Genomic DNA, 21,590 nt, shown 5'->3' with positions numbered 1-21,590 from the left:
ACGATGCCCGCTCGCCTATCAGGGTGAACCCCATGGCGCACGGAACCGTTCCCGCGCAGAATTGCGTGCCGTAAACGATATCGATTCGGACGCAGGACTCTCCCATGCCGCGCAGTGCGCTCTTGAACCCGACGGCCGCCCGCGCAGCCCGCCTGCCGGACGCGTGGTCCGCCCACGCATTGCGCGAGGAACGCTTCACGCCGGCCAAGCTCGCCGTGCTGCTCGACGTGGCGACGCAGGCCGGCCTCGATCCGCTCGCCGTGCTCGACGGCACCGGCCTCACGCCGGCCGCCGTCGCGGACCCGTTCACGCTCACGTCGCCGCTGCAGTTCCTGACGGCCGCGCGCAACGCGGTCGGCCGGTACGACGGCGCCGATCTCGGCGTGCGCGTCGGCCACCGGCTGCACGCGTCGAGCTACGGGATGTACGGCTACGCGATGCTGTGCTCGGAGTCGCTCGCGCAGGCGTTCGATTCCGCCGTCAAATATCACCGGCTCGCGAACGGCATGCTCGCGATCCGGTGGGTCGAACAGGGCGACACCGCATCGTGGCTGTTTCCGGACCGGCACGAGGTCGGGCTGCCCGATCTCGACGTGCCGCTGTACCGGTTCCTGGTCGACATGCAGTTCGCGCTGCACGTGACGATCATCAAGGACGTGATGGGTGCGTGGTGCGTGCCGGCGCGCGCGCAGTTCGCGCAACCGCAGCCGGCGCACGCGGCCATGCTGGCCGCCGCGCTCGAATGCCCGATCGCGTTCGACCAGCCGCATCACGTGCTCAGCTATCCGGCCGCGTGGCTCGCGCGCGCGCCGCAGCTCGCGAACCCGATCACCGCCGCGCAGGTGTCGTCGCATTGCGCGAGCCTGCTCGACGCATTGCGCAGCCAGAGCGGCGTCACGCGGCGCGTGTATCAGGAGCTCACGCGCACGCCCGGGCAGTTTCCGGATATCGACGCGATCGCGGCGATCCTGTGCATCACGTCGCGCACGCTGCGCCGCAAGCTCGAAGCCGAAGGCACGTCGTACAGCGAACTGCTGACGAGCGTGCGCAAGGCGCTCGCGATCGACTACCTCACCACGACCACGCTCGGCACCGAGGACATCGCGCTGACGCTCGGCTTCAGCGACGCGGTGGGCTTTCGCCACGCGTTCAAGCGCTGGACCGGCATGACGCCGAGCGAGGTGCGGCGCAAGCACGGCGGGTAGCGGTCCGCACGGGCCGCACGGGCCGCACCGCCCCGTGCGCGGCTACGCGAGCAGATACTCGCGCGCCAGCGTGCGCGCGCGATGCAGGCGGCTTTTCGCGGCGGCGGGCGACACGCCGGTGCGCGCCGCGATCTCCGCAATCGTCAGCGCCTCGAAATCGCGCATCAGCAGGATGTCGCGATAGTCCTGCGGCAGCGACTCCAGCGCGTCGACCAGCTCGCGCCGCAACGCGTCCGTATCGCGACTTGCCAGCCACCGGTCGACCGTCTCCTCGTCGTACGGATCGTAGTGCAGCGCCTTGCGGCCGAGCCGGCGGCATTCGCGGCGCACGACGCTGAACAGCCAGCCCGAGAAGGCCGCGAGCGTGCGCACCGAGGCGACCTTGCGCGACACGATCAGCAGCGCTTCCTGCACCGCGTCGTCGACATCGGAAATGAAGCAGTTGCGCTGCGCGTAGCGGCGCGCATCGGGCTGGCACAGGCGCAGCAGCCGTTCGAGCGCGCGCGGGTCGCCCGTGCGGGCGGCCTCGATCGCGCTCAGCCGTTGCTCGTCGGTCGGCATGTCAGCCCTTCGACTTGAGCGACTTGTCGAGACGGCGGCCGACCATCGCGCAGGCCGGACAGAAGCCGACCAGCCCCGACACGACGAGCCCCGCGGCCAACACGGCCACGACGACGCCGGCAATGCCCTTGATCGACACCAGCGCCAGCACGGCGACGACCATGCCGATCGCGATCCGCACCGCGCGTTCCCGGCCGGGAACATTCTTCACATAAAACATCGGGAGCCTCTTCAGGTTGTCGAGAGAAGTCCTCTCGCCCGCCAAGAGGGCCGCACGCGGCCATCTGGTTCGCGCCCCATTAAATATTTCCCGCGCCGCGCGGCTCAGCGCGCGCCGTCGCCGCCCGCCGGCGCCACGACCGGCAGCGCGAACTCGAACACCGCGCCGCGCCCGGCCCGGTCGACCAGCCGGATACGGCTGCCGTTGAGCGCCAGCATCCGGTGCACGATCAGCAACCCGAGCCCGCCGCTCGTCACCGCGGCGCCGCTCATCGGCCGCTGCGGGCGCTGGAACAGCCCTTCGCGCCGCGCCGCCGGGATGCCCTCCCCGGTATCCGACACCGTCACGACCACATAGCCGCCGCGCGGCTCCAGCGCGATCTCGACCTCGCCGTGCGCGGGCGTGTGCCGCAGCGCGTTGTCGAGCAGGTTGGTCAGCACGCGCTCGATCATCCCGAGATCGGCCGACACGACCGGCACGCGCGGCGGGATCCGCGCATGCAGCACGACCTCCCGCGCCTGCGCGGTCAGCTCGAATTTCTGGAACACGTCCTGCACGAGATCGACCAGCGAGAACGGCTCGCGCTCGGCCTGCACGCCGCCCGATTCGAGCCGTGCAAGCTCGAACAGCGCCTGCGCGAGCCGGCCGACCTTTGCGCTCTGCGCGAGCGCGATCGACAGGTAGCGCCGCCGTTCGTCCTCGGCGAGCGTGTCGGACTTCAGCGACAGCGTTTCCAGATAGCCGTGCAGCGACGTGAGCGGCGTGCGCAGGTCGTGCGAGATGTTCGTGATCAGCTCGCGCCGCTGCTGGTCCTGGCGCGTCAGCGCGCGCCACTGGTCGCCGATCCGGTCGGCCATCTGCGCGAACGCGGATTCGAGCACCACGATATCGTCGCCGCGCCGGCCGGGCGGCGAGCGCGGCACCGGCGGCTGCGTGTCGGGCGCGCCGTTCGCGTCGAAGCGGCGCATCGCGTCCGTCAGCCGGCGCAGCGGGCGCGTGATGAAGCTGAACGCGGTGAGGCCCGCGAGCAGGCCGAGCAATGCGACGAGCGCCATCGACCACAGCGTCGTGCGCAACACGTTGCCGGCGTCGACGCGCGCGGCCAGCCGGTCGTGCGCCTCGCCGAGCAGCACCACGTAGATGTAGCCCGACGGCGGCTGCCCCGCGCGTTGCAGCGGCGCCGCGCTGAACACCTTGCGCGCGTCGGGGCTGCGCGGATCGTCGCCGAGGATCGGCAGCGGCTCGCCCGCGATGAAGCGCTGCACCGGCGCGAGATCGACGCGCTCGCGCTTCACGTGGCCGGGCGGCGCATCGTCGCCCCGGATGCGCCCCGCGTTGTCGAGCAGGTACACCTCGACGCTCGGGTTGACGCCCATCAACTGGCCGAACAGCGTGCGCACGGCATCCGGGCGCAGCCCGTTCGCGTCGGTCAGCGGCGTGCCGTGCGTGACGCTGTTGACGATGTTCGCCGCCAGGTCGCGCGACAGCCCCTGCACGACCTCCTGCTCGCGCATGCCGTTCGCGCGGATCTGCAGCCACGCGGACGCGCCGGAGCACGCGAGCAGCAGGATCGAGAACACCAGCGACAGCCGCTGGGTGAGGGTGAGCTTCATCATGCGTCCCGCTGGCCCGGCGCGGCGAGCTTGTAGCCGCGCCCCCACACGGTGAGGATCCGCACGGGCTCGGCCGGATCGGCCTCGATCTTCGCGCGCAGCCGGTTGATGTGGGTGTTGACCGTGTGTTCGTAGCCTTCGTGCCGGTAGCCCCACACCGCGTTGAGCAGGTCCATCCGCGAGAACACCTTGCCCGGATGGCGCGCGAAGAAATACAGCAGGTCGAATTCGCGCGGCGTGAGGTCGATGCGCGCACCGTCCACGCTCGCCTCGCGCGCGATCGGGTCGATCGCCAGCCCCGCGACGTCGAGCGTGCCCGCGTCGATCCGCGAATCACGGGCGAGCGCGTCGACGCGCCGCAGCAGCGCCTTCACGCGCGCGACGAGTTCGAGCACCGAGAACGGCTTCGCCAGGTAGTCGTCGGCGCCGAGTTCGAGACCGAGGATCCGGTGCACCTCGCTCGAGCGCGCGCTCGTGATGATGATCGGCGTGTAGCGCGTCATCGCGCGCGCGCGCCGGCAGATCTCGAGGCCGTCGACGCCCGGCAGCATCAGGTCGAGGATCAGCGCATCCCAGCCGCCCTGTTCGAGCAGGCGCAGCCCTTCCGCGCCATCCGCGCTGTGCACGACCTCGTAGCGCTCGTCGCGCAGGTGCAGGCTCAGCACGTCGGCGATGTCGGCGTCGTCCTCGACGATCAGGATGCGTTTCGGTTGGTCCATGGCGGTGGGCGGCGGCACGTCGGTGCCGATGCGCAATGACGGTTCGGGCCGGCCCCGGGCCGGCTGGCCGGGTTCGCCGGGGCGAATCGCGGCAACGGGCCGCGTTGCTGCCATTGTGCAGAATTTTGCGGCGGCAAGGGGTCACGATTCATTTAACTTTGACTCGCGGCCGTGCCGTGGGCCAATGCAGGCAAGGCCGCGCGATCCGGCCCGGGAGGCAGAACCGGCGTCACCCCGCCCGGACGCCGGACCGACGCCAAAAGAGTGCTCGACGACGGACACTCGCTCCCCGATACGGCGCTACGATTACGCCGCGCCCGGTTCGCGGTCCGGGAAGGGAATGCAACGCACCCCGGTTCAAGACCGGACCGCTGAATCGGCCCATATCGATCCCCCACCGGAATCTGCATGCAAGACTGTTACATCCTGTTCAGGCCGCGAAACCCGGCGTCCCTGCCGAACACGCGCGATTGCGTCGCACGCCTCGCCGACATGCAACGACGCGGCGCGCTCGACGAGGCCGACGTCGAGTCGTGCTTCACCCCGGCGCAACGCGCGTATTTCCGCAAGCTGACCGCGGAGGAGATGAAGCGGTACAACGCACTCTGGTTCGCCACGCCGCTGCCGCAACGCCACTCGGCGGACATGCCGCAGCCTCCGTGGGACTTCGGTTCGTTCGTGGACGCGCTGGCAAACGGAGAATACGAGATCGGGGGCGTCACCGGCGATGACGCACATCCCGCCCTCTCGTTCCATCCATTCGCGTATCCGTATGGCGGAACGGGAAGTCTGGTCGCGCTGATCGAATGCCTTGGAAACGAAATCGTCGGCATGGACGACGGCACCGGGTTGTCCCCCTACCGGCCGGTTCCCCGCTGGAACCCCGATACCGGCAACACGTAACCGCGCGACGCGGACCTCACACGCTCACGCCGCTAACGACTCGCGCCGCAATGCGGGCAGTTCCAGGTTCGCGCGGAAATCGTCGCCCGGATAATCCGTGTCGAGCAGATTGCGCCGGCGCAACTCCGGCAGCAACCCGTTGAGCAGCAGATCCTCCTGGTCCGGCTGGCCGAGCCCGTGCAACGACAGCACGTCGACGAGCCCCGCGCGATAGCGCGTTTCGATCGCATCGGCGAGCTGTTCGGGCGTGCCCGCAACGAACCAGTGGCCGGTCTCCTGCGCGCGGACGATCAGCTCGCGCAGCGTCAGCCGCTGCCGCGCATAGCCGACGAAGATCGCGACACGGCCGCGCCGGCGATGCACGCTGTCGATCGCCGGCAGCAGCGATCCCGGCAACGGCTGGTCGAGCGGCAGGTCGCGCAGGTCGACGCCGCCGCCGAGCATGTCGGCCAGCTTCAGCCGGCCCTGCTCGTAGTCGATGCGTTCGTGCTTGTCGCGCAGCCGCCGCGCGACGTCGGCATCGGATTCGCCGATCACCGAATGGAACGAGTTCATCACGAACGGCAGCCGCCCGGCGCGGCCGAACGCCGCCGCCTGCCGGTGCAGTTCGGCGACGAACGCGCGCGCGTCGTCGAGCGTCGGCTGCGACGTGTAGACCACTTCCGCGAACCGCGCGCCGAGCGTCACGCCGCTCGCCGACTGTCCCGCCTGGAACTGCACGGGGCGCCGTTGCGGCGAAGGCGGCACGTTCAGCGGCCCCTGCACCTGGAAGTGCGCGCCGTGGTAGCCGATCGCCCCGAGCTTGAGCGGATCGACCGACACGCCGCCGCTCGCCGTGCGCCGTGCGGCGCCGGGATCGTTCGCGTCGAACAGCGCGTTGACGACCTCGACGAATTCGGCGGCCCGCGCATAGCGCTGCTCCGGGTCGGGCAGCGCGGCGTCGCCGAAGTTTTCCTCGCCGACCGACGACGTCACCGCGTTCCATGCGGCGCGACCGCCGCTCACGTGATCGAGCGTGCCGATCAGCCGCGCGAGGTTGTACGGGTGGTGATAGGTCGTCGACACCGTCGCGACGAGCCCGATCGCCGAAGTCGCCTGACTCAGCGCGGCCAGCGCGACGATCGGCTCCTGGCTGCCGGTGCTGCCGGCGAGCCCGGCCGGATCGGCCTGCAGCAGGTCGGCCGTGAACAGGCCGGTGATCTTCTCGGCTTCCGCCTTGCGCGCGAGCGCCGCCGCGCGACGGACGCCTTGCGCGGCATCCGCGTCGCCCGGCGCATACAGCACGCTCGCCGCGCCGACGAGCGTCTTCAGCCGCCTGCGGGCGCCGCTCATGATGCGGCTCCCGCAAGGGCCGCGTGTCGGTCGATTGAAGCGTTTCGCTGATTCATCCGTGCTCCTGATGTTTCCGGTCGGTCGCCGCGCGCCGGCAGACGGTCGCGCGCCGGGCGTCCGGCAAGGTCCATGCGCACGCCGCGGTGCGCGCAGCCACCCACGATAACGCGGGGCCCCCTATGGGCCGGAACGAATATTTTCGGCTTTCGATATTCTTCTTGATTGTTTGACCGTGCGAACGGCGACGCAAAATAATCCGGCATGCCTAACCTGTTGATCGTGCCGCGGCGACCTGCGCCGATCGCCTCCTCATGACGTCCGACGCCCCTCATTCCGCTGCCGCACTGTCCGCCCTCCCGTTCCGTCTGAGCGTGCTCGACAAGAGCCCCGTCGCACCGGGCGAAACCGCCGCCGACGCACTCGCGCGCAGCGTGTCGCTCGCGCGCTTCGCCGACGACGCGGGCTATCACCGCTACTGGCTCGCCGAGCATCACAACACGGCCGCGCTCGCCTGCCCGTCGCCGGAAATCCTGATCGCGCACGTGCTCGCCCGGACGCGGCGGATTCGCGTCGGATCGGGCGGCGTGATGCTGCAGCACTACAGCCCGTACAAGATCGCCGAGAACTTCAACCTGCTCGCGACGCTCGCGCCCGATCGCGTCGATCTCGGCATCGGCAAGGCGCCGGGCGGGCTGCCGCTGTCGACGCAGGCGCTGCAGGCCGGCTACGATCCGGCGCGGCGCGCGTCGTTCGCCGCACTCGCGGCCGAATTGAAGCGCCATCTGCAGGGCGACGGCGCGCCGCCGGACGATGCGGGACACGACGCCGCCACGCTGCACGCGACACCGCTGCCGCCCGCCGCCGCGCAACCGTTCCTGCTCGGCGCGAGCGCCGACAGCGCCGCGCTGGCCGCGCAGCTCGGCTGGGCATTCGTCTACGCCGCCCACCTCAACGCCGCCACCGCGGATCTGGAACGGGCGCTCGACACGTATCGCCGTGCGTCCGGCGGCCGCGCACCGCTGCTCGCCGTCTCCGTGATCGTCGCCGCCACGCGCGACGCGGCCGCGCGGCTCGCGAGCGGCCATCAGGGCTTTCGCGTGCAGGTGGGCGATGCGCCGGCGGTCAACGTCGGCAGCCTCGAACAGGCGCACGCCTACATCCGCCAGGCGGGCAACGGCCCGCACCGCATCGATGCGCGCGAGACGCGGATCGTGCACGGCACGCGCGACGACGTGCTGCGCGAACTCGACGCGCTGCATCGCCGCTACGACATCGCGGAATTCGTCGTCGACACGCCGCTCGCCGACGCCGCGCCGCGGATTGCGTCGCTGCGGCTGCTGGCCGGCTCACCGGCCGGCGACGTCAGCCGCGCGGCCGGCGAAGCGGAACCGACGCCACGCGCGATCGACGTCGCGCGTCAACCCGACCTCGAAGGCGCCGCGCGATGACCGATGCGATCCGCGTTGCCGGCGCCGACGACGTGCCGGCCCTTTATGCGTTGCTGCAGGACGCGTATGCGCCGCTCGAGCAGCAGGGCGTGCTCTTCACGATCACGCGCTCGCCGATCGAGCGCGTCGCGCAGACCGTCGCGCGCGAGACGACCTTCGTGCTGGAACGCACGGACGCCGACGGCCGCGCGGCGCTCGCGGCGACGCTCACCGTGCGGTTCCCGTGGGTGTCCGGCGAACGTCATCGCACGCCGTATCCGTTCCTGCACTGGTTCGCTGTCGCGCCCGCGTTCAAGCGGCTGGGGCTCGGCCAGGCGCTGATCGACCACGTCGAATCGCGGTTCCTGACGGAGCAGGTCAAGGCGCCCGCGACCTATCTCGCGACCGCGACCCGCCATCCTTGGCTGCAGCCGTACTACGAGAAGCGCGGCTACGTCGCGTTCGACCGCTCGACGAACGCGCTGGGCACGCCGCTCGTGTGGCTGCGGAAAATCCTGATCCCCGCGCTCTACCCCGATCCGCCGGCGGCCGATGCCGCCCCGGACGGCGAACGCGTCGCCGCCGGCGCGTGACGCGCGCCGCCTCCCGGCCCGTTCCCGAACCCGGTCGCCATACCGTATTCCACCCGCTACGCCTCTCGTGAAGGACTGCCCCGCATGACATTCGCTTTTCCGGATTTCGCTCGCCGCGCGTCGCGCCGCACGGCATCGGCCACGCTGCTGATCGCGCTCGCGCTGCCGCCCGCGGCATTCGCGCAGACCACGCCCGTCGCGGGCGGCACGCTGACGTGGGGCGTCGAATCCGAGCCGCGCACGCTGAATCCGCAATTGAACGGCCAGGACAAGGTCGAACTGCTGCTGCGCAACGTCTACGAGAGCCTGCTCGCGCGGCGGCCCGACGGCAGCTTCGTGCCGTGGCTCGCGACCGGCTACAAGGTGTCCGCCGACGGCAGGACCTACACGTTCACGCTGCGCGACGGCGTGAAGTTCAGCGACGGCGCGCCGCTCGACGCGCAGGCCGTCGCGCGCAATTTCCTGAACGCGCGCAACCCGGCGTACTCGGGCGGCAGCCAGCTCGCCGCGCAGATCCTGCACGTCGCGGACGTGAAGACGCCGGACGCGCGCACCGTCGTGATCACGCTCGACGCGCCGTACACGCCGTTCCTGACGTTCGCCGGGCGCTTCGCGCTGCTGTCGCCGAACGCGTTCGACCGGCCCGGCGTGAAAGCCGGCGGCCCCGACATCGCCGGCACCGGCCCGTTCATCCTGCGCCGCTACGTGAAGGGTCAGGAAATCGAGTTCGCGAAGAACCCCGACTATCGCTGGGCGCCGCCGACGGCCGGCCATCAGGGCCCCGCGTATCTCGACCGGATCGTCTACCGGTTCCTGCCGGAATCGTCGGTGCGCACCGGCGCGCTGCTGTCCGGCCAGGTCGACGTGATCGAGGGCGTATCCGGCAACGACGCCGCGCTGATCCGAGGAAACCCCGACTTCACGTACCAGCACGCGCTGAACACCGGCACACCGTACTCGCTGTTCCTGAACGTCGCCTACGGCCCGACCCAGGACGTGAAGGTGCGCCGCGCGCTGCTCGAAGGGCTCGACGCCACCGGCATCGTGCAGTCGATCTATCGCGGCGAGCGCACGCGCGCGTGGGGGATCACGTCGCCGATCGATCCGCTCTACGACGCGCGCATCGAGAAGACCTACGGCAACAACCCGAAGCTCGCCAACCAGCTGCTCGACGAAGCCGGCTGGAGCGCGCGCGACGGCGGCGGCTACCGCACGAAAAACGGCGAACGCCTGACGATCGCGGTGATCCAGGCGCAGGCAACGGTGCGCGACCAGCGCGACGTGCTGCTGCAGGCGCTGCAGGCCCAGGCGCGGCAGCGGCTCGGCGTCGACCTGAAGATCCAGTACGTCGACGACGGCACGTATGCCGAGGCGCGCAAGAGCGGCAAGTTCGGCTCGATCGCGAATTCGAACACGCCGCCGGACGGCATCGACATCGAAGGCCACTACCTGCCGGTCGATCGCGGCGGCGCGCTGAACTACAGCCGCGCGGCGGCGCCGGAACTGACGCGCTGGCTGCAGGCGGCCGCGCGCACGCAGAGCGCGGCCGAGCGCAAGAAGCTGTACGGCGAGCTGCAGCACTTCGCGATCAACGAGCAGGCGTACGCGGTGCCGCTGTACGAGCCGGAGGACCAGATCGCCGCCGCGAAGGCGGTCCATGGCCTGCGCTTCCGCCCGTTCGCGCAGATGCCCGAGAACCCGTACGACGTGTGGGTGAAGAAGTAAGCAACGCCGGGGCCGCCGCGCGCGACACCGGCAGGAGAAACCGATCATGAACCATCCGGGCGCCGTTCCCGTTTCCGCTTCCGTCCAGGACGCCGCGCAGCCGGCGCCGGCATCGCCCGCGGCGTGGCGCCGCGTGCTGCGCTCGCCGGTCGCGACGCGGCTTGCGACCGGCGCGCTCGTGCTGTGGGCCGCGGTCACGCTGTCGTTCGCGGCCGTGCATCTCGCGCCCGGCGACATCGTGAGCATCCTGATCGGCGAGCAGTTGAGCACGCCGCAGATCGAGGCCGCGATCCGTCGGGAATGGGGGCTCGACGAGCCGCTTCCGCTGCAGTACCTGCATTACCTGTGGCGGGTGCTGCACGGCGACTTCGGCCGCTCGTACATCCTCAACACCGACGTCGCGCCGCTCGTGCTCGGCCAGCTGTGGCCGACGCTGAAACTGACCGGCGCGGCGCTGGTCGTGACGCTCGTGTTCGCGGTCGGCCTCGCGGTGCTGACGGCCGGGCGCCGCTGGGCCGGGCGCGCGGCATCCGGCGTCGAGCTGCTACTCGCGTCGACGCCGTCGTTCTGGCTCGGGATCATGCTGCTGTTCGTGTTCAGCTTCACGCTGAAGCTGTTCCCGGTGGCCGGCGATCGCGGCTTCGCGTCGCTCGTGCTGCCGGCGCTGTCGCTCGGGCTCGCGCAGGGCGCGGTGATCGGCCGCGTGCTGCGCCAGGGCATCGAGCGCGCGCTCGACGAGCCGTATGCGCTGACGGTGCGCTCGTGGGGCATCGGCGGGCTCGCGCTGCGCGTGCGTCACGCGCTGCGCCATGCGGCCCTGCCGGCCGTCACGCTCGCCGGCTGGCTCGTCGGCGGCCTGCTGAGCGGCGCGGTGATCACCGAGCAGGTGTTCGGCCGGCCCGGCCTCGGCAAGATCACCGTCGACGCGGTGCTGTCGAAGGACATGCCGGTGATCCTCGCGATCGCGATCCTGTCGGCCGCGATCTACGTCGCGCTCAGCACCGCCGTCGACCTGCTCTACCTGCTCATCGATCCGCGCCTGCGCGAACGCCGCGCGCGGCATTGAACCGGAGAAACCGATGTCCACGCCCCTCGACCTGTCGTGGCGCCCGCGCGCGCCGCTCGACGCGGCCGCCTGGCTGCGCCGCCATCCCGGCCTCGCGCTCGCGGCCCTTTACCTGCTGCTCAACGCAATCGCGATCGTCGCGCCAGGCTGGCTCACGCACCACGACCCGCTGGCCGCCGATCCGCTGGCCGCGCAGCTCGGCAGCAGCGCCGAGCACTGGCTCGGCACCGACGCGCTCGGCCGCGACATCTTCGCGCGGGTCGTCTACGGCGCCCGCTATTCGCTGTCGATCAGCGCGGCGTCGATCGCGATCGCGACGCTGTTCGGCACCGCGCTCGGGCTGTGCGCGGGCCTCGCGCGCGGCTGGCTCGACGAACTGGTGACGCGCTTTCTCGACGTGGTGTCCGCGTTCCCCGACCTGCTGCTCGCGCTGATGCTGATCGCGTTTACCGGCCCGGGCGCGGTGAATCTCGTGTTCGCGCTCGGCATCGCGTCGGTGCCGCGCTTCGCCCGCGTGGTGCGCGCGCAGACCTTCGTCGTGGCCGGCTCCGGCTACGTCGAGCAGGCGCGCACGCTCGGCCTCGCGCCCGCGGTGCTGGTGTGGCGCCACGTGCTGCCGCACGCGATCGCGCAGGTGCCGGTGCTCGCGACCGTCGGGCTCGGCACCGCGATCATCGGCACCTCGGGCCTGAGCTTCCTCGGGATGGGGCCGCAGCCACCGGCCGCCGAATGGGGGTTGATGCTCGCCGAAGGCCGCAACTACCTGTACCACGCATGGTGGATCGCGGTCTGGCCCGGCCTCGCGATCACCGCGGCCGTCGTCGCCGTGAATGCGCTCGGCGGCTACTGGCAGGCCCGCTTCGAACGCCGGGAGACGACATGACGGCCCGCGCACCGGCGTCGCACGCCGCCCCCATCGTCCACGTCGAACGCCTGACGATCGGCTTCCGCGGCCCGCACGGCACGCGGCCCGTCGTCGGGCCGCTCGACCTCGCCGTCCATGCCGGCGAATGCGTCGCGCTCGTCGGCGAGTCGGGCTCCGGCAAGTCGGTCACCGCGCGCAGCCTCGTCGGGCTGAACGGTCCGCACGCCGTCGTCGACGCCGACCGCCTCGACATCGCCGGCGCCGATGCGCGCCGCCATCGCGAACGCGACTGGCGCGCCGTTCGCGGCCGCCGGATCGGCTACGTGCTGCAGGACGCGCTCGTGTCGCTCGATCCGCTGTGGCGCGTGCGCGACCTCGTCGCCGAAGCGCTGCACGATACGCGGCGGCGCGACCTGCACGCGCGCAGCGCCGACCTGCTGCGCGCGGTCGGCATCGACGAGCCCGAGCGGCGCCTGCCGCAGTATCCGCACCAGTTGTCGGGCGGCCTGCGGCAACGCGTGCTGATCGGCACCGCGCTCGCCGGCGGCGCGTCGCTGCTGATCGCCGACGAGCCCACCACCGCGCTCGACATGACCGTGCAGCGGCAGATCCTGTCGCTGCTGCGCGCGCGCCGCGAGGCCGGCGACGCGCTGCTGCTGATCAGCCACGATCTCGCGGTCGTCGCCGAACTCGCCGATCGCGTGCTCGTGATGCGGGCCGGCCAGGTCGTCGAGCAAGGGCCGGCGCGCGACGTGCTGACCGCGCCCGCGCATCCGTATACGCGCCAGTTGCTCGCCGCGATTCCGACCCCCGCGTCGCGCGGGTTCCGGCTCGCGGCGGACCCGCCGGCCGATGCCGCGGCCGCCCGCATCCCGCTGCCGCCCAAGCGGATCGCGTCCGGCGCGCCGGTGCTCGCCGTCGATGGCGTGACGAAACGCTACGGCGGCGGCAACGCGCCGGCCGCGGTCGACGGCGTGTCGTTCGCGCTGGCGCGCGGCGAGACGCTCGGCATCGTCGGCGAATCCGGTTCCGGGAAATCGACGGTTGCGCGGATCGTGCTCGGCCTGATCGAGCCGGACAGCGGCACGGTCGCGCTCGACGGAGCGCCGTGGAGCGGCGTGCCCGAAGCCGTGCGGCGCGCCCGTCGCGCACGGCTGCAACTGATCGCGCAGGATCCCTACAGTTCGTTCGATCCGCGCTATTCGGTCGGCCAGATCATCGGCGAGAGCCTCGATGCGGTCGGCGTTCACGGCGACGCGCGCCGCCGCCGCGTGCTGCAATTGCTCGACGAGGTGCGGCTCGGCGCGGGCTGCATCGACCGCTATCCGCGCGAACTGTCCGGCGGCCAGCGGCAGCGCGTCGCGATTGCGCGCGCGTTCGCGCCGAATCCGGCGCTGCTCGTCGCCGACGAGCCCGTCAGCGCGCTCGACGTGTCGATCCAGGCGCAGGTGCTCGACCTGCTCGCCGACCTGCAGGCCGAGCACGGCACCGCGATGCTGTTCATTTCGCACGATCTCGGCGTCGTGCATCACGTCGCCGACCGGATTCTCGTGATGCGCCGCGGGCGCGTGGTCGAGAGCGGCCCGGTCGGCGCGGTGTTCGACGCGCCGTCGCATCCGTACACCGCGTCGCTGCTCGACGCATTGCCCACGCTGCCCGCCGCGCGCCCGCCGTCCGCGCGCGCCGCGCTCGCGTGATTCCTCTTCGCCCCCGTTCCCGCCCGCCATGCCCTCATCGACTTCCGCAACGCCCCGTCAGATCCATCTCGGCGCCATCATCCAGGGCGCGTCCGGCAACATGTCCGCGTGGCGGCACCCGGACGCGGTCGCCGACGCCAGCATCAACGTGAACTTCGTGCGCGCGCTCGCGCGGCAGGCCGAGGCCGCGAAATTCGACCTGCTGTTCGTCGCCGACGGCCTGCACATCAACGCCAAATCGATCCCGCATTTCCTGAACCGCTTCGAGCCGCTGACGCTGCTGTCGGCGCTCGCGCTCGTCACCGAACGGATCGGGCTGGTCGGCACGCTGTCGACGTCGTACAGCGATCCGTTCACCGTCGCGCGGCAGTTCTCGAGTCTCGATCACCTGAGCGACGGGCGCGCCGGCTGGAACGTCGTCACGTCGCCGCTCGAAGGTTCCGCGAAGAATTTCTCGCGCGAGCGCCATCCGGAGCACGCGCTGCGCTACCGGATCGCGTCGGAATTCCTGGGCGTGACGAAGGGGCTGTGGGACTCGTGGGAAGACGACGCGTTCGTGCGCGACAAGGCCAGCGGCGTGTTCTTCGATCCGGACAAGCTGCATGCGCTCGATCACGTCGGCGAGTTCTTCTCGGTCGCCGGGCCGCTGAACATCGGGCGCTCGCGGCAGGGGCGCCCGATCCTGTTCCAGGCCGGCGCGTCCGACGACGGCAAGGCCGTCGCGGCCGAGCATGCCGATGCGATCTACACGCGCCAGGAGACGATCCCGCTCGCGCAGGCGTTCTATGCGGACGTGCAGCAGCGGCTCGAGGCGCACGGCCGCGCACCGGGGAGCCTGAAGATCTTCCAGGGCACGAGCGTGATCGTCGCGGCGTCGGCCGCCGACGCGGAGGCGCAATACCAGGACACCGCGCGACTCGTGACGATCGACAACGCGCTCGACTATCTCGGCCGCTACTTCGACCATCACGACTTCTCGCAATACGCGCTCGACGCGCCGTTCCCCGATCTCGGCGAACTTGGCGGCAACCAGTTCCGCAGCACCACCGACACGATCAAGCGCGATGCGGCCGAGCGCGGCCTCACGCTGCGCGAGGTCGCGCTCGAGGCGGCCACGCCGCGCCCCGCTTTCGCCGGCACGCCCGAGCAGGTGGCCGACGGGCTGCAGGCATGGGTCGAGGCGCGCGCCACCGACGGCTTCATCGTGCGCGGCGGCACGCCCACCGCCTTCACCGAATTCGCGGCGCAGGTCGTGCCGATCCTGCAGGAGCGCGGGGTGTACCGGCGCGATTACGAAGGTGCGACGCTGCGCGAGCATCTCGGGATCGCGTACCCGGCCAATCGGTACGCTCAGGTATCCTGAACGATTGTCGCGTGGTCTGTCGGTCGCGTGGTCTGTCGGTCGCGTGGTCTGTCGGTCGCGTGGTCTGTCGGTCGCGTGGTCTGTCGGTCGCGTGGTCTGTCGGTCGCGTGGTCTGTCGGTCGCGTGGTCTGTCGGTCGCGTGGTCTGTCGGTCGCGTGGTCTGTCGGTCGCGTGGTCTGTCGGTCGCGTGGTCTGTCGGTCGCGTGGTCTGTCGGTCGCGTGGTCTGTCGGTCGCGTGGTCTGTCGGTCGCGTAGTCCGTCGGTCGCGTGGTCTGTCGGTCGCGTGGCCGTACCGCCGTCACGCGTGCCAGCCGCGCGACCGGCCTCTCTCCTGCCGGCCGCGCCGGCCAGCGGCAACGGCCGTCATCGCCGCCGGCGCCCCGCGTCGCGCCCGCCCGGCGCGGGCGCCCATGCCGTCACCACGCGTCGAACACGTCGCGCGCGATCCCGAAGCCCGTGCTCATCCCGGCCCCGCTCGTGACCACGACGACGCGCGTGCCGTCGTCCGGCGCCTCGATCACGCAATCGGCATCGGCCGCGGACGGATAGCTGCCGGTCCAGCGTTCGACGATGTCCGGGTCCGGCACGTCGAGCGTCTCCTGCAGCAGGCGCAGGATCTGCGCGTCGATCGCCTCGGTCGCGAACGGCGGCGGCGCGGCGCCGTATTCGTGCGAGTCGCCCACCACGAGACTGCCGTCGGCGCTCCGCACCGCGATCAGGTGGATGCCGTAGCCGAGGCAGACGGGCTCCTCCGCCTGCAGGCGCGCGCGCAACGCGGCGGCCGCCGGCAGCGCCGCGAAGCCCTGGTAACGCACCAGGCTCAGGTCGCTCATCACCGCGGCGCGCAGCGCCAGCGGGCGGCGCGGCCGCACGCGCAGCATCTGCAACTGGCACAGCCGCACCTCGTGCCGCGCGAACCAGTCGCCGTACAGATGACGGCTGTCGGCATTGCCGCAGACGACCACGCGCTCCGCATGCAGCACGCCGCGCGAGGTGCGCACGGACGGCGTGCGCACCTCGTGCACCAGCTCGCCGTAGCGAAACCGCACGCCGTGGCGCTCGGCCAGCCACGACGCCAGCAACCCGATCGCGGTACGCGGCTCGATGCGCAGCTCGTGCGGGCTGTGCAGCACGCCCTGCGCGCCGTCCAGCCGCAGCGCCGGCGCCACGGCGGCGGCCTCGCCGGGCGTCATCACCCGGCAGCCGTCCGCCATGCCGGTCTGCATGAACGCCTCGACCAGCGCCATCGCCTCGGGGCGGCGCGCGACGAGGTGCAGCCCTTCGTGAAGCACGCCGATGCCGGCCTGCGGCGCGACGTCCGCCCAGACCTCGCGGCTCGCCCGCGCGCGCCGCCAGCTGTGCCCGGCCCGCTGCCCGGTAACGGTGACGAAGCCGAAATTGCGGATCGACGCGCCCACGCACGCGGCATCGCGCTCGATCACGCAGACACGCAGCCCGCGGAGCGCCGCCGTATAGGCATGCGCGAGGCCGACGATGCCCGCGCCGACGACGATCACGTCGTAGGCGTCCGCCGTTGGGATGACATTCACGATTGCAGTTTCCTTCTGTCGAATAGGCGCGCGCCGCCTCATGCGGCCGGATGGCCCGGGACGGCGCGAACGAGCCTGCTTCGGGCGCGCCCGTTCCCGCGCCGTTGCGCCACACCGCACTATCGCGACGCGCCGTGACATCCGCGTGAAAAACCACAAAACAGCATGAATTGGCATATTTTGCCATTCCGGTGCGCGGCGACAGCGCGCATCGATTCGCACGCGGGCGCGCCTACGCCGGGGGCGCCGTCACGATACGGACGATCTACCGGACGCCATCGGTCGCACGCAAGAGAACGCCCGCAGCCGGCCCCGCGACGTCGGCCGGCGAACGATCCGGCGCGAGGTCACGCCGCCCCGGCGGCACGGGCCGCAGCGCTCGCATGCGCAACCAGTTCGGCATGAATCCGCTCGACGTCGTCGCGCGTGCACAGCGCGGTGCCGGGATGCTCGACCGACGCGGCCGACGCCGCCAGTGCATAGCGACACGCATCGTCGAACGGCACGCCGCGCGCGAGCGCCCAGACCATCCCGCCGACGAAGCTGTCGCCGGCGCCCACCGTGCTGGCGACCGCCGCCGGCCTGCCGGGCAGGCGCAGCGCGCGCTCGCGCGTCACGACCCAGGCGCCGCGCGCGCCGAGCGTCAACGCGACGATGTCCGCGCGCCCTTGCGCGACAAGTTCGGCCGCCTTCCGGCACGCCGATGCTTCGTCGAGCGGCTCGCCGGCCAGCGCGCTCAGTTCGTCGAGGCTGGGCTTCACGAGATGGACGCCGGCGTCGAGCGCGGCGCGCAGCGCCGGGCCCGACGCATCGACGACCACCCGGCTGCCGTTCGCCGCCGCCGCCCGCGCGAGCGTCGCATACAGGTCGTCCGGCGCGCCCGGCGGCAGGCTGCCGCTCAGCACGAGATAGCGCGGCGCGGGTTGCAGGCGCGCGATGCGGGCGGCGCAGTCGCGCCATTCGCGTTCCGTGACCGACGGCCCCGGCATCAGGAAACGGTACTCGCGCCCCGTCGCGGTCTCGGTCACGCAGACGTTCTCGCGCGTCTCGCCGGCGATCCGGATCCGCACGGCGGGCACGCGTTCGGCTTCGAGCAGCAACGCCAGCACGTCGCCGGTCGGCCCGCCCGCGAGGTACAACGCGACGCAGTCGCCTCCGAGCCGGTGGACGGTTCGGGCGACGTTGATCCCGCCGCCGCCGGGATCGCGCCGTGGCCGCGCGCAGCGCAGCTTGTGCGTGTCGACGAGATGCGCGACCGACGTCGCGACGTCAACGGCCGGATTCAATGTGACGGTAACGATATCGGTCATGGTGCGTGGTCGATGGGCAGTGAGATGCGCGGCCGGCGCGGCGAACGCCCGCGTGGCCGTTTCCGGCAACCGGTATGGGCCGGCACTGGCTCCACCTTACGTGCGACGGTTCGTACGGCGTTGACGACCGTCAAGCCATGCCGCGACCGCGCCGGATCGCGCTCGATCCGTGACGCGAGCAGGCTTGCTCCCGCAGCCGAACATCCGCCATCGTCGAACGCCGCCATGGGCGAGCAGCCGCCGTGCGCCGCCCTGTTCGCCGAACACCCTGCGTACGCGGGCGAAGCGTCCCGCGCGGCCGTCGTCCGTCGCGCCGCCAGTACGCGGCCCGCGCGCGGCCAGCCCGCTGCCGCTCGCCGAGCAGGCAGAGCGGCGCGCCGCGTCCGAGCTTACGTTCCTTCGGAACCTGCAGTGCGGCGCGATCGTCACCGGCCACCTCGCCTCGCACGCCGGCGCGGCGACGGATGGCACGACGATCAACGGCTTCGTCCACCCGCTCGCGAGCGCGGCCGACGACACGACACAACCGCGCGACGGCGACGCCCGCATCGGCCGCCGACCGACACGATCGCCGGCACGTTCAAGCCGACGCGTCGCTCGTCGTCTCGGCGGTGTCCCGCACCGGCCCGGAGGGGCCGCCCGCCGCGTCCGGCGCGGCTACGAGCGCCGCCAGCCGGTCGTGATCGATCGACTCGTGCTGCAGCAGGCACTGCGCGATCCGGTCGAGCGCGTCGCGATGCTCGCCGAGCGTCGCCGCCACCCGCCCGTGGGCCGCCTCGAGCAGCGCGCGCACCTCTTCGTCGATCAACCGGGCCGTGTGTTCGCTGCAGCGGCCGTCGCCCGGCGTCCATACGCCGGGCGAACCGCCCCGCGCCGATGCGTCGTCGAGCGTCGCCAGGCCCAGCTTCGCGCTCATCCCGTACTGCATGACCATGTGCCGCGCCAGCGCGGTCGCACGCTCCAGGTCGTTCTGCGCGCCGGTCGACACGTCGCCGAACGCGATCTCCTCGGCCACCCGCCCGCCGAGCAGGACGTCGAGCCGGTCGAGCAGCTCGCTTTTGCGCAGCACGTAGCGATCCTCGGTCGGCACCTGCTGCGTATAGCCGAGCGCGGCGATCCCGCGCGGGATGATCGACACCTTCTTCACCGGATCGCAGTGCACGCGGCTTTGCGCGACGAGCGCGTGCCCCGCTTCGTGATACGCGATGGTGCGCTTTTCCTCTTCGTTCATCACGCGGCTCTTGCGCTCCATGCCCGTCATCGCGCGGTCGATCGCCTCGTCGAAGTCGGCCATGCCGATCGCCGCCTTGCCGAGTTCGGCCGCATGCAGCGCCGCTTCGTTGACGACGTTCGCGAGATCCGCGCCGACGACGCCCGGCGTGCGCTGCGCCAGCTCGCCGAGATCGACGTCGTCCGCGAGCTTCACGCGCTTCACGTGCACGCCGAGGATCTGCCGGCGGCCGTTCACGTCGGGCCGGTCGATCGCGATGTGGCGGTCGAACCGCCCGGGGCGCAGCAGCGCGGGATCGAGGATTTCCGGCCGGTTGGTCGCGGCCACGATGATCACGCCCGAGTTGGCCTGGAAGCCGTCCATCTCGACGAGCAACTGGTTGAGCGTCTGCTCGCGCTCGTCGTTGCCGGACATCAGGCCGACGCCGCGCGCCTTGCCGAGCGCGTCGAGTTCGTCGATGAACACGATGCACGGCGCCTTCTGCTGCGCCTGCTCGAACAGGTCGCGCACCCGCGCCGCGCCGACGCCGACGAACATCTCGACGAACGCCGAGCCGCTGATCGAGAAGAACGGCACGGCGGCCTCGCCGGCCACCGCGCGCGCGAGCAGCGTCTTGCCGGTGCCCGGCGCGCCGACGATCAGCACGCCTTTCGGAATCTTGCCGCCCAGCCGCTGATACCGTTCGGGATTGCGCAGGAACGCGACGATCTGCTGCAACTCGGCCTTCGCCTCGTCGATACCCGCGATGTCGTCGAACGTGATGCCGGTTTCCTGCTGCACGTACACGCGGGCCTGACTCTTCCCCATGCTGCCGGGATCCCGGATGCCGCCCGGCCGGCGCATCATGAAGCTCCAGAACAGCACCATGACGACCAGCGGCAGCCCCCACGCCAGCAGCGCGCCGGGCCAGCCCGAATCCGGCGCACCGCGATAGCGGATGCCGGCGGCCGCGAGCGCCGCGACGAGTCGATCGTCGGCCACCCGGTTGGTCGTGAAGCGCCACGGCGGCCCCGCCTTCTTCACGGCCGCCGCGTCGGCGGCCGGCAGCAGCGCGCCGGCTTCGGGCATGCGCAGCGCGCCCGAGATCGACGCCTGGCCGATGTCCAGATCGTCGACGAGCCGCGCGTCGACCAGCCGGTGAAAATCGCTGTACGAGATCGTGGTCGTCGCCGGCTGGGCCATCAGCCACTGATACGCGACCAGGACGGCGAACGCGAGCGGGATCAGCAGCCCCGCGTAGTCGAACGGTTTCTTCATGGCATCCGGCGCACGACGGGCCGCTCAGGCGACGGTCAGCCGGTCGACGACCTCGCGCACGCCCCTGACCGACGCGGCCGCGCCGCACGCCGCGCGCCGCTCCGCGAGCGACGCGACCGTGCCCGTGAGCGTGACGACGCCGTCGTCGGCGTCGATCGAGATCCCCGCGGATTCGCGCTGCGCGCGCCGCGCGAGCGCTTCGGCAATCCGGGTGCCGACGTCGGGCACCGTCCGGTCGGCCCGCACCTGGATGCGATTCGCAACGCCGACGACGCCGATCATCCGGCTCACCATCGCTTCCGCCGCCCGGCTCTGGAACGCATGCTCCACTTCGCCGTCGAGCGTCACGCAGCCGTGATCGACCTCGACGCGAATCCGGTGGTCGCGCAGCGCCTCCTGCCAGCCGAGCGCGAACGTGATCGCGATCGCCAGCTCCAGATCCGCGCAGGCGCTCTCCGGCGGCGTGACGGTCAGTTCCATCACCAGCGCGCGCGCATCCTCGACATGCAGCGCCGCCTTCTGCGCCTCGAGCTTCTGGGCCCAGCTGTCGACCGTGCCGCGCAACGTCACGATCCGGTCGCGTACGTCGACATCGATCCGGCGCGCATCGATCGCCGGATTCCAGAACAGCGCCTGCTCGACATCCTGCTTGAGTGCCGCATCGGATTTCATGTCTCGGTCTCCCGTCTGCCGCATGCCGGTCGCCGGGCGGGCGATCGGCGTCTGGCCGCACCGGATCCAGCATCGCGCACCGCGACGCCGGCGGCTTGACGAGGATCAACCAACCGCATGCCGGCGGCCGCGGCAGCGGCCGCCGGGCGAGTGGCGAGTGGCGAGTGGCGAGTGGCGAGTGGCGAGTGGCGAGTGGCGAGCGGCGAGTGGCGAGCGGCGAGTGGCGAGTGGCGGGTGGCGGGTGGCGGATGGCGGATGGCGAGTGGCGAGTGGCGGGTGGC

At 71.6% G+C, this 21,590-nt stretch carries 18 protein-coding genes; 9 read left to right on the top strand and 9 right to left on the bottom strand.

What is annotated here, in order from left to right; genetic code table 11:
• The first annotated feature begins 104 nt into the window (after positions 1–104).
• On the top strand, positions 105–1,205 hold the full coding sequence (locus tag GQ56_RS0126705) for an AraC family transcriptional regulator (RefSeq protein WP_031401560.1): 1,101 nt from the start codon (positions 105–107) through the stop codon (positions 1,203–1,205).
• A gap of 42 nt (positions 1,206–1,247) precedes the next feature.
• Here GQ56_RS0126705 and GQ56_RS0126700 read toward each other — a convergent pair whose 3' ends face one another.
• The 4 genes from GQ56_RS0126700 to GQ56_RS0126685 form a co-directional block, all read right to left on the bottom strand.
• The gene (locus tag GQ56_RS0126700) at positions 1,248–1,766 is read right to left on the bottom strand and encodes an RNA polymerase sigma factor (protein WP_031401559.1); all 519 of its coding nucleotides are present in this window, start codon (positions 1,764–1,766) and stop codon (positions 1,248–1,250) included.
• 1 nt (position 1,767) lies between these two features.
• Positions 1,768–1,986, bottom strand: a complete 219-nt coding sequence (locus GQ56_RS0126695; RefSeq protein WP_031401558.1) for a YgaP family membrane protein — start codon at positions 1,984–1,986, stop codon at positions 1,768–1,770.
• Between the two features lie 104 nt (positions 1,987–2,090).
• Complete coding sequence (locus tag GQ56_RS0126690; protein ID WP_031401557.1) at positions 2,091–3,599, bottom strand: sensor histidine kinase; 1,509 nt, start codon at positions 3,597–3,599, stop codon at positions 2,091–2,093.
• Positions 3,599–4,318, bottom strand: coding sequence for a response regulator transcription factor (locus tag GQ56_RS0126685; protein WP_031401556.1), 720 nt, complete (start codon positions 4,316–4,318; stop codon positions 3,599–3,601). The genes GQ56_RS0126690 and GQ56_RS0126685 overlap by 1 nt, the downstream gene beginning before the upstream one ends.
• Before the next feature lie 492 nt (positions 4,319–4,810).
• Here GQ56_RS0126685 and GQ56_RS0126680 point away from each other — a divergent pair, with 492 nt between their 5' ends.
• Positions 4,811–5,221 (top strand): type 2 periplasmic-binding domain-containing protein, encoded by a 411-nt coding sequence (locus GQ56_RS0126680; protein ID WP_152601865.1) that lies wholly within the window; start codon positions 4,811–4,813, stop codon positions 5,219–5,221.
• 24 nt (positions 5,222–5,245) lie between these two features.
• Here GQ56_RS0126680 and GQ56_RS0126675 read toward each other — a convergent pair whose 3' ends face one another.
• Positions 5,246–6,553: an NtaA/DmoA family FMN-dependent monooxygenase gene (locus GQ56_RS0126675; RefSeq protein ID WP_031401554.1), complete on the bottom strand. Its 1,308-nt coding sequence runs from the start codon at positions 6,551–6,553 to the stop codon at positions 5,246–5,248.
• A 311-nt stretch (positions 6,554–6,864) separates the two neighbouring features.
• Between GQ56_RS0126675 and GQ56_RS0126670 the strand changes: the two genes are divergently transcribed.
• The 7 genes from GQ56_RS0126670 (at position 6,865) to GQ56_RS0126640 (ending at position 15,289) form a co-directional block, all read left to right on the top strand.
• Complete coding sequence (locus tag GQ56_RS0126670) at positions 6,865–8,001, top strand: MsnO8 family LLM class oxidoreductase (protein ID WP_052007338.1); 1,137 nt, start codon at positions 6,865–6,867, stop codon at positions 7,999–8,001.
• On the top strand, positions 7,998–8,573 hold the full coding sequence (locus tag GQ56_RS0126665) for a GNAT family N-acetyltransferase (RefSeq protein WP_031401552.1): 576 nt from the start codon (positions 7,998–8,000) through the stop codon (positions 8,571–8,573). The genes GQ56_RS0126670 and GQ56_RS0126665 overlap by 4 nt, the downstream gene beginning before the upstream one ends.
• An 84-nt stretch (positions 8,574–8,657) precedes the next feature.
• Entirely contained in the window at positions 8,658–10,298 is a 1,641-nt protein-coding gene (locus GQ56_RS0126660; RefSeq protein ID WP_031401551.1) for an ABC transporter substrate-binding protein, read from the top strand.
• Between the two features lie 46 nt (positions 10,299–10,344).
• Positions 10,345–11,364 carry an ABC transporter permease gene (locus GQ56_RS0126655; protein WP_031401550.1) on the top strand — a complete coding sequence of 340 codons (1,020 nt, stop codon included), beginning with the start codon at positions 10,345–10,347 and terminating at the stop codon, positions 11,362–11,364.
• A 13-nt stretch (positions 11,365–11,377) separates the two neighbouring features.
• Positions 11,378–12,247, top strand: coding sequence for an ABC transporter permease (locus GQ56_RS0126650; RefSeq protein ID WP_031401549.1), 870 nt, complete (start codon positions 11,378–11,380; stop codon positions 12,245–12,247).
• Positions 12,244–13,926, top strand: a complete 1,683-nt coding sequence (locus GQ56_RS0126645) for a dipeptide ABC transporter ATP-binding protein (RefSeq protein WP_031401548.1) — start codon at positions 12,244–12,246, stop codon at positions 13,924–13,926. The genes GQ56_RS0126650 and GQ56_RS0126645 overlap by 4 nt, the downstream gene beginning before the upstream one ends.
• A gap of 28 nt (positions 13,927–13,954) precedes the next feature.
• Complete coding sequence (locus tag GQ56_RS0126640; protein ID WP_031401547.1) at positions 13,955–15,289, top strand: LLM class flavin-dependent oxidoreductase; 1,335 nt, start codon at positions 13,955–13,957, stop codon at positions 15,287–15,289.
• Positions 15,290–15,705: 416 nt separating this feature from the next.
• Here the strand turns inward: GQ56_RS0126640 and GQ56_RS0126635 are convergent, their stop codons facing one another.
• The 4 genes from GQ56_RS0126635 to GQ56_RS0126615 form a co-directional block, all read right to left on the bottom strand.
• Positions 15,706–16,839 carry a TIGR03364 family FAD-dependent oxidoreductase gene (locus GQ56_RS0126635; RefSeq protein WP_031401546.1) on the bottom strand — a complete coding sequence of 378 codons (1,134 nt, stop codon included), beginning with the start codon at positions 16,837–16,839 and terminating at the stop codon, positions 15,706–15,708.
• 347 nt (positions 16,840–17,186) lie between these two features.
• Positions 17,187–18,149 carry a 1-phosphofructokinase family hexose kinase gene (locus GQ56_RS0126630; RefSeq protein WP_031401545.1) on the bottom strand — a complete coding sequence of 321 codons (963 nt, stop codon included), beginning with the start codon at positions 18,147–18,149 and terminating at the stop codon, positions 17,187–17,189.
• Positions 18,150–18,729: 580 nt separating this feature from the next.
• Positions 18,730–20,637 carry an ATP-dependent zinc metalloprotease FtsH gene (gene ftsH, locus GQ56_RS0126620; protein WP_031401543.1) on the bottom strand — a complete coding sequence of 636 codons (1,908 nt, stop codon included), beginning with the start codon at positions 20,635–20,637 and terminating at the stop codon, positions 18,730–18,732.
• A gap of 24 nt (positions 20,638–20,661) precedes the next feature.
• A complete protein-coding gene (locus tag GQ56_RS0126615; RefSeq protein WP_031401542.1) occupies positions 20,662–21,309 on the bottom strand; it encodes a BON domain-containing protein in 648 nt (215 codons plus the stop codon).
• Positions 21,310–21,590: the final 281 nt, after the last annotated feature.

The organism is Burkholderia paludis (genome assembly GCF_000732615.1).
Taxonomy (GTDB): domain Bacteria; phylum Pseudomonadota; class Gammaproteobacteria; order Burkholderiales; family Burkholderiaceae; genus Burkholderia; species Burkholderia paludis.
Note: the sequence above shows the minus strand (reverse complement) of the source record. Positions and strands in the feature narration are given on the sequence as shown.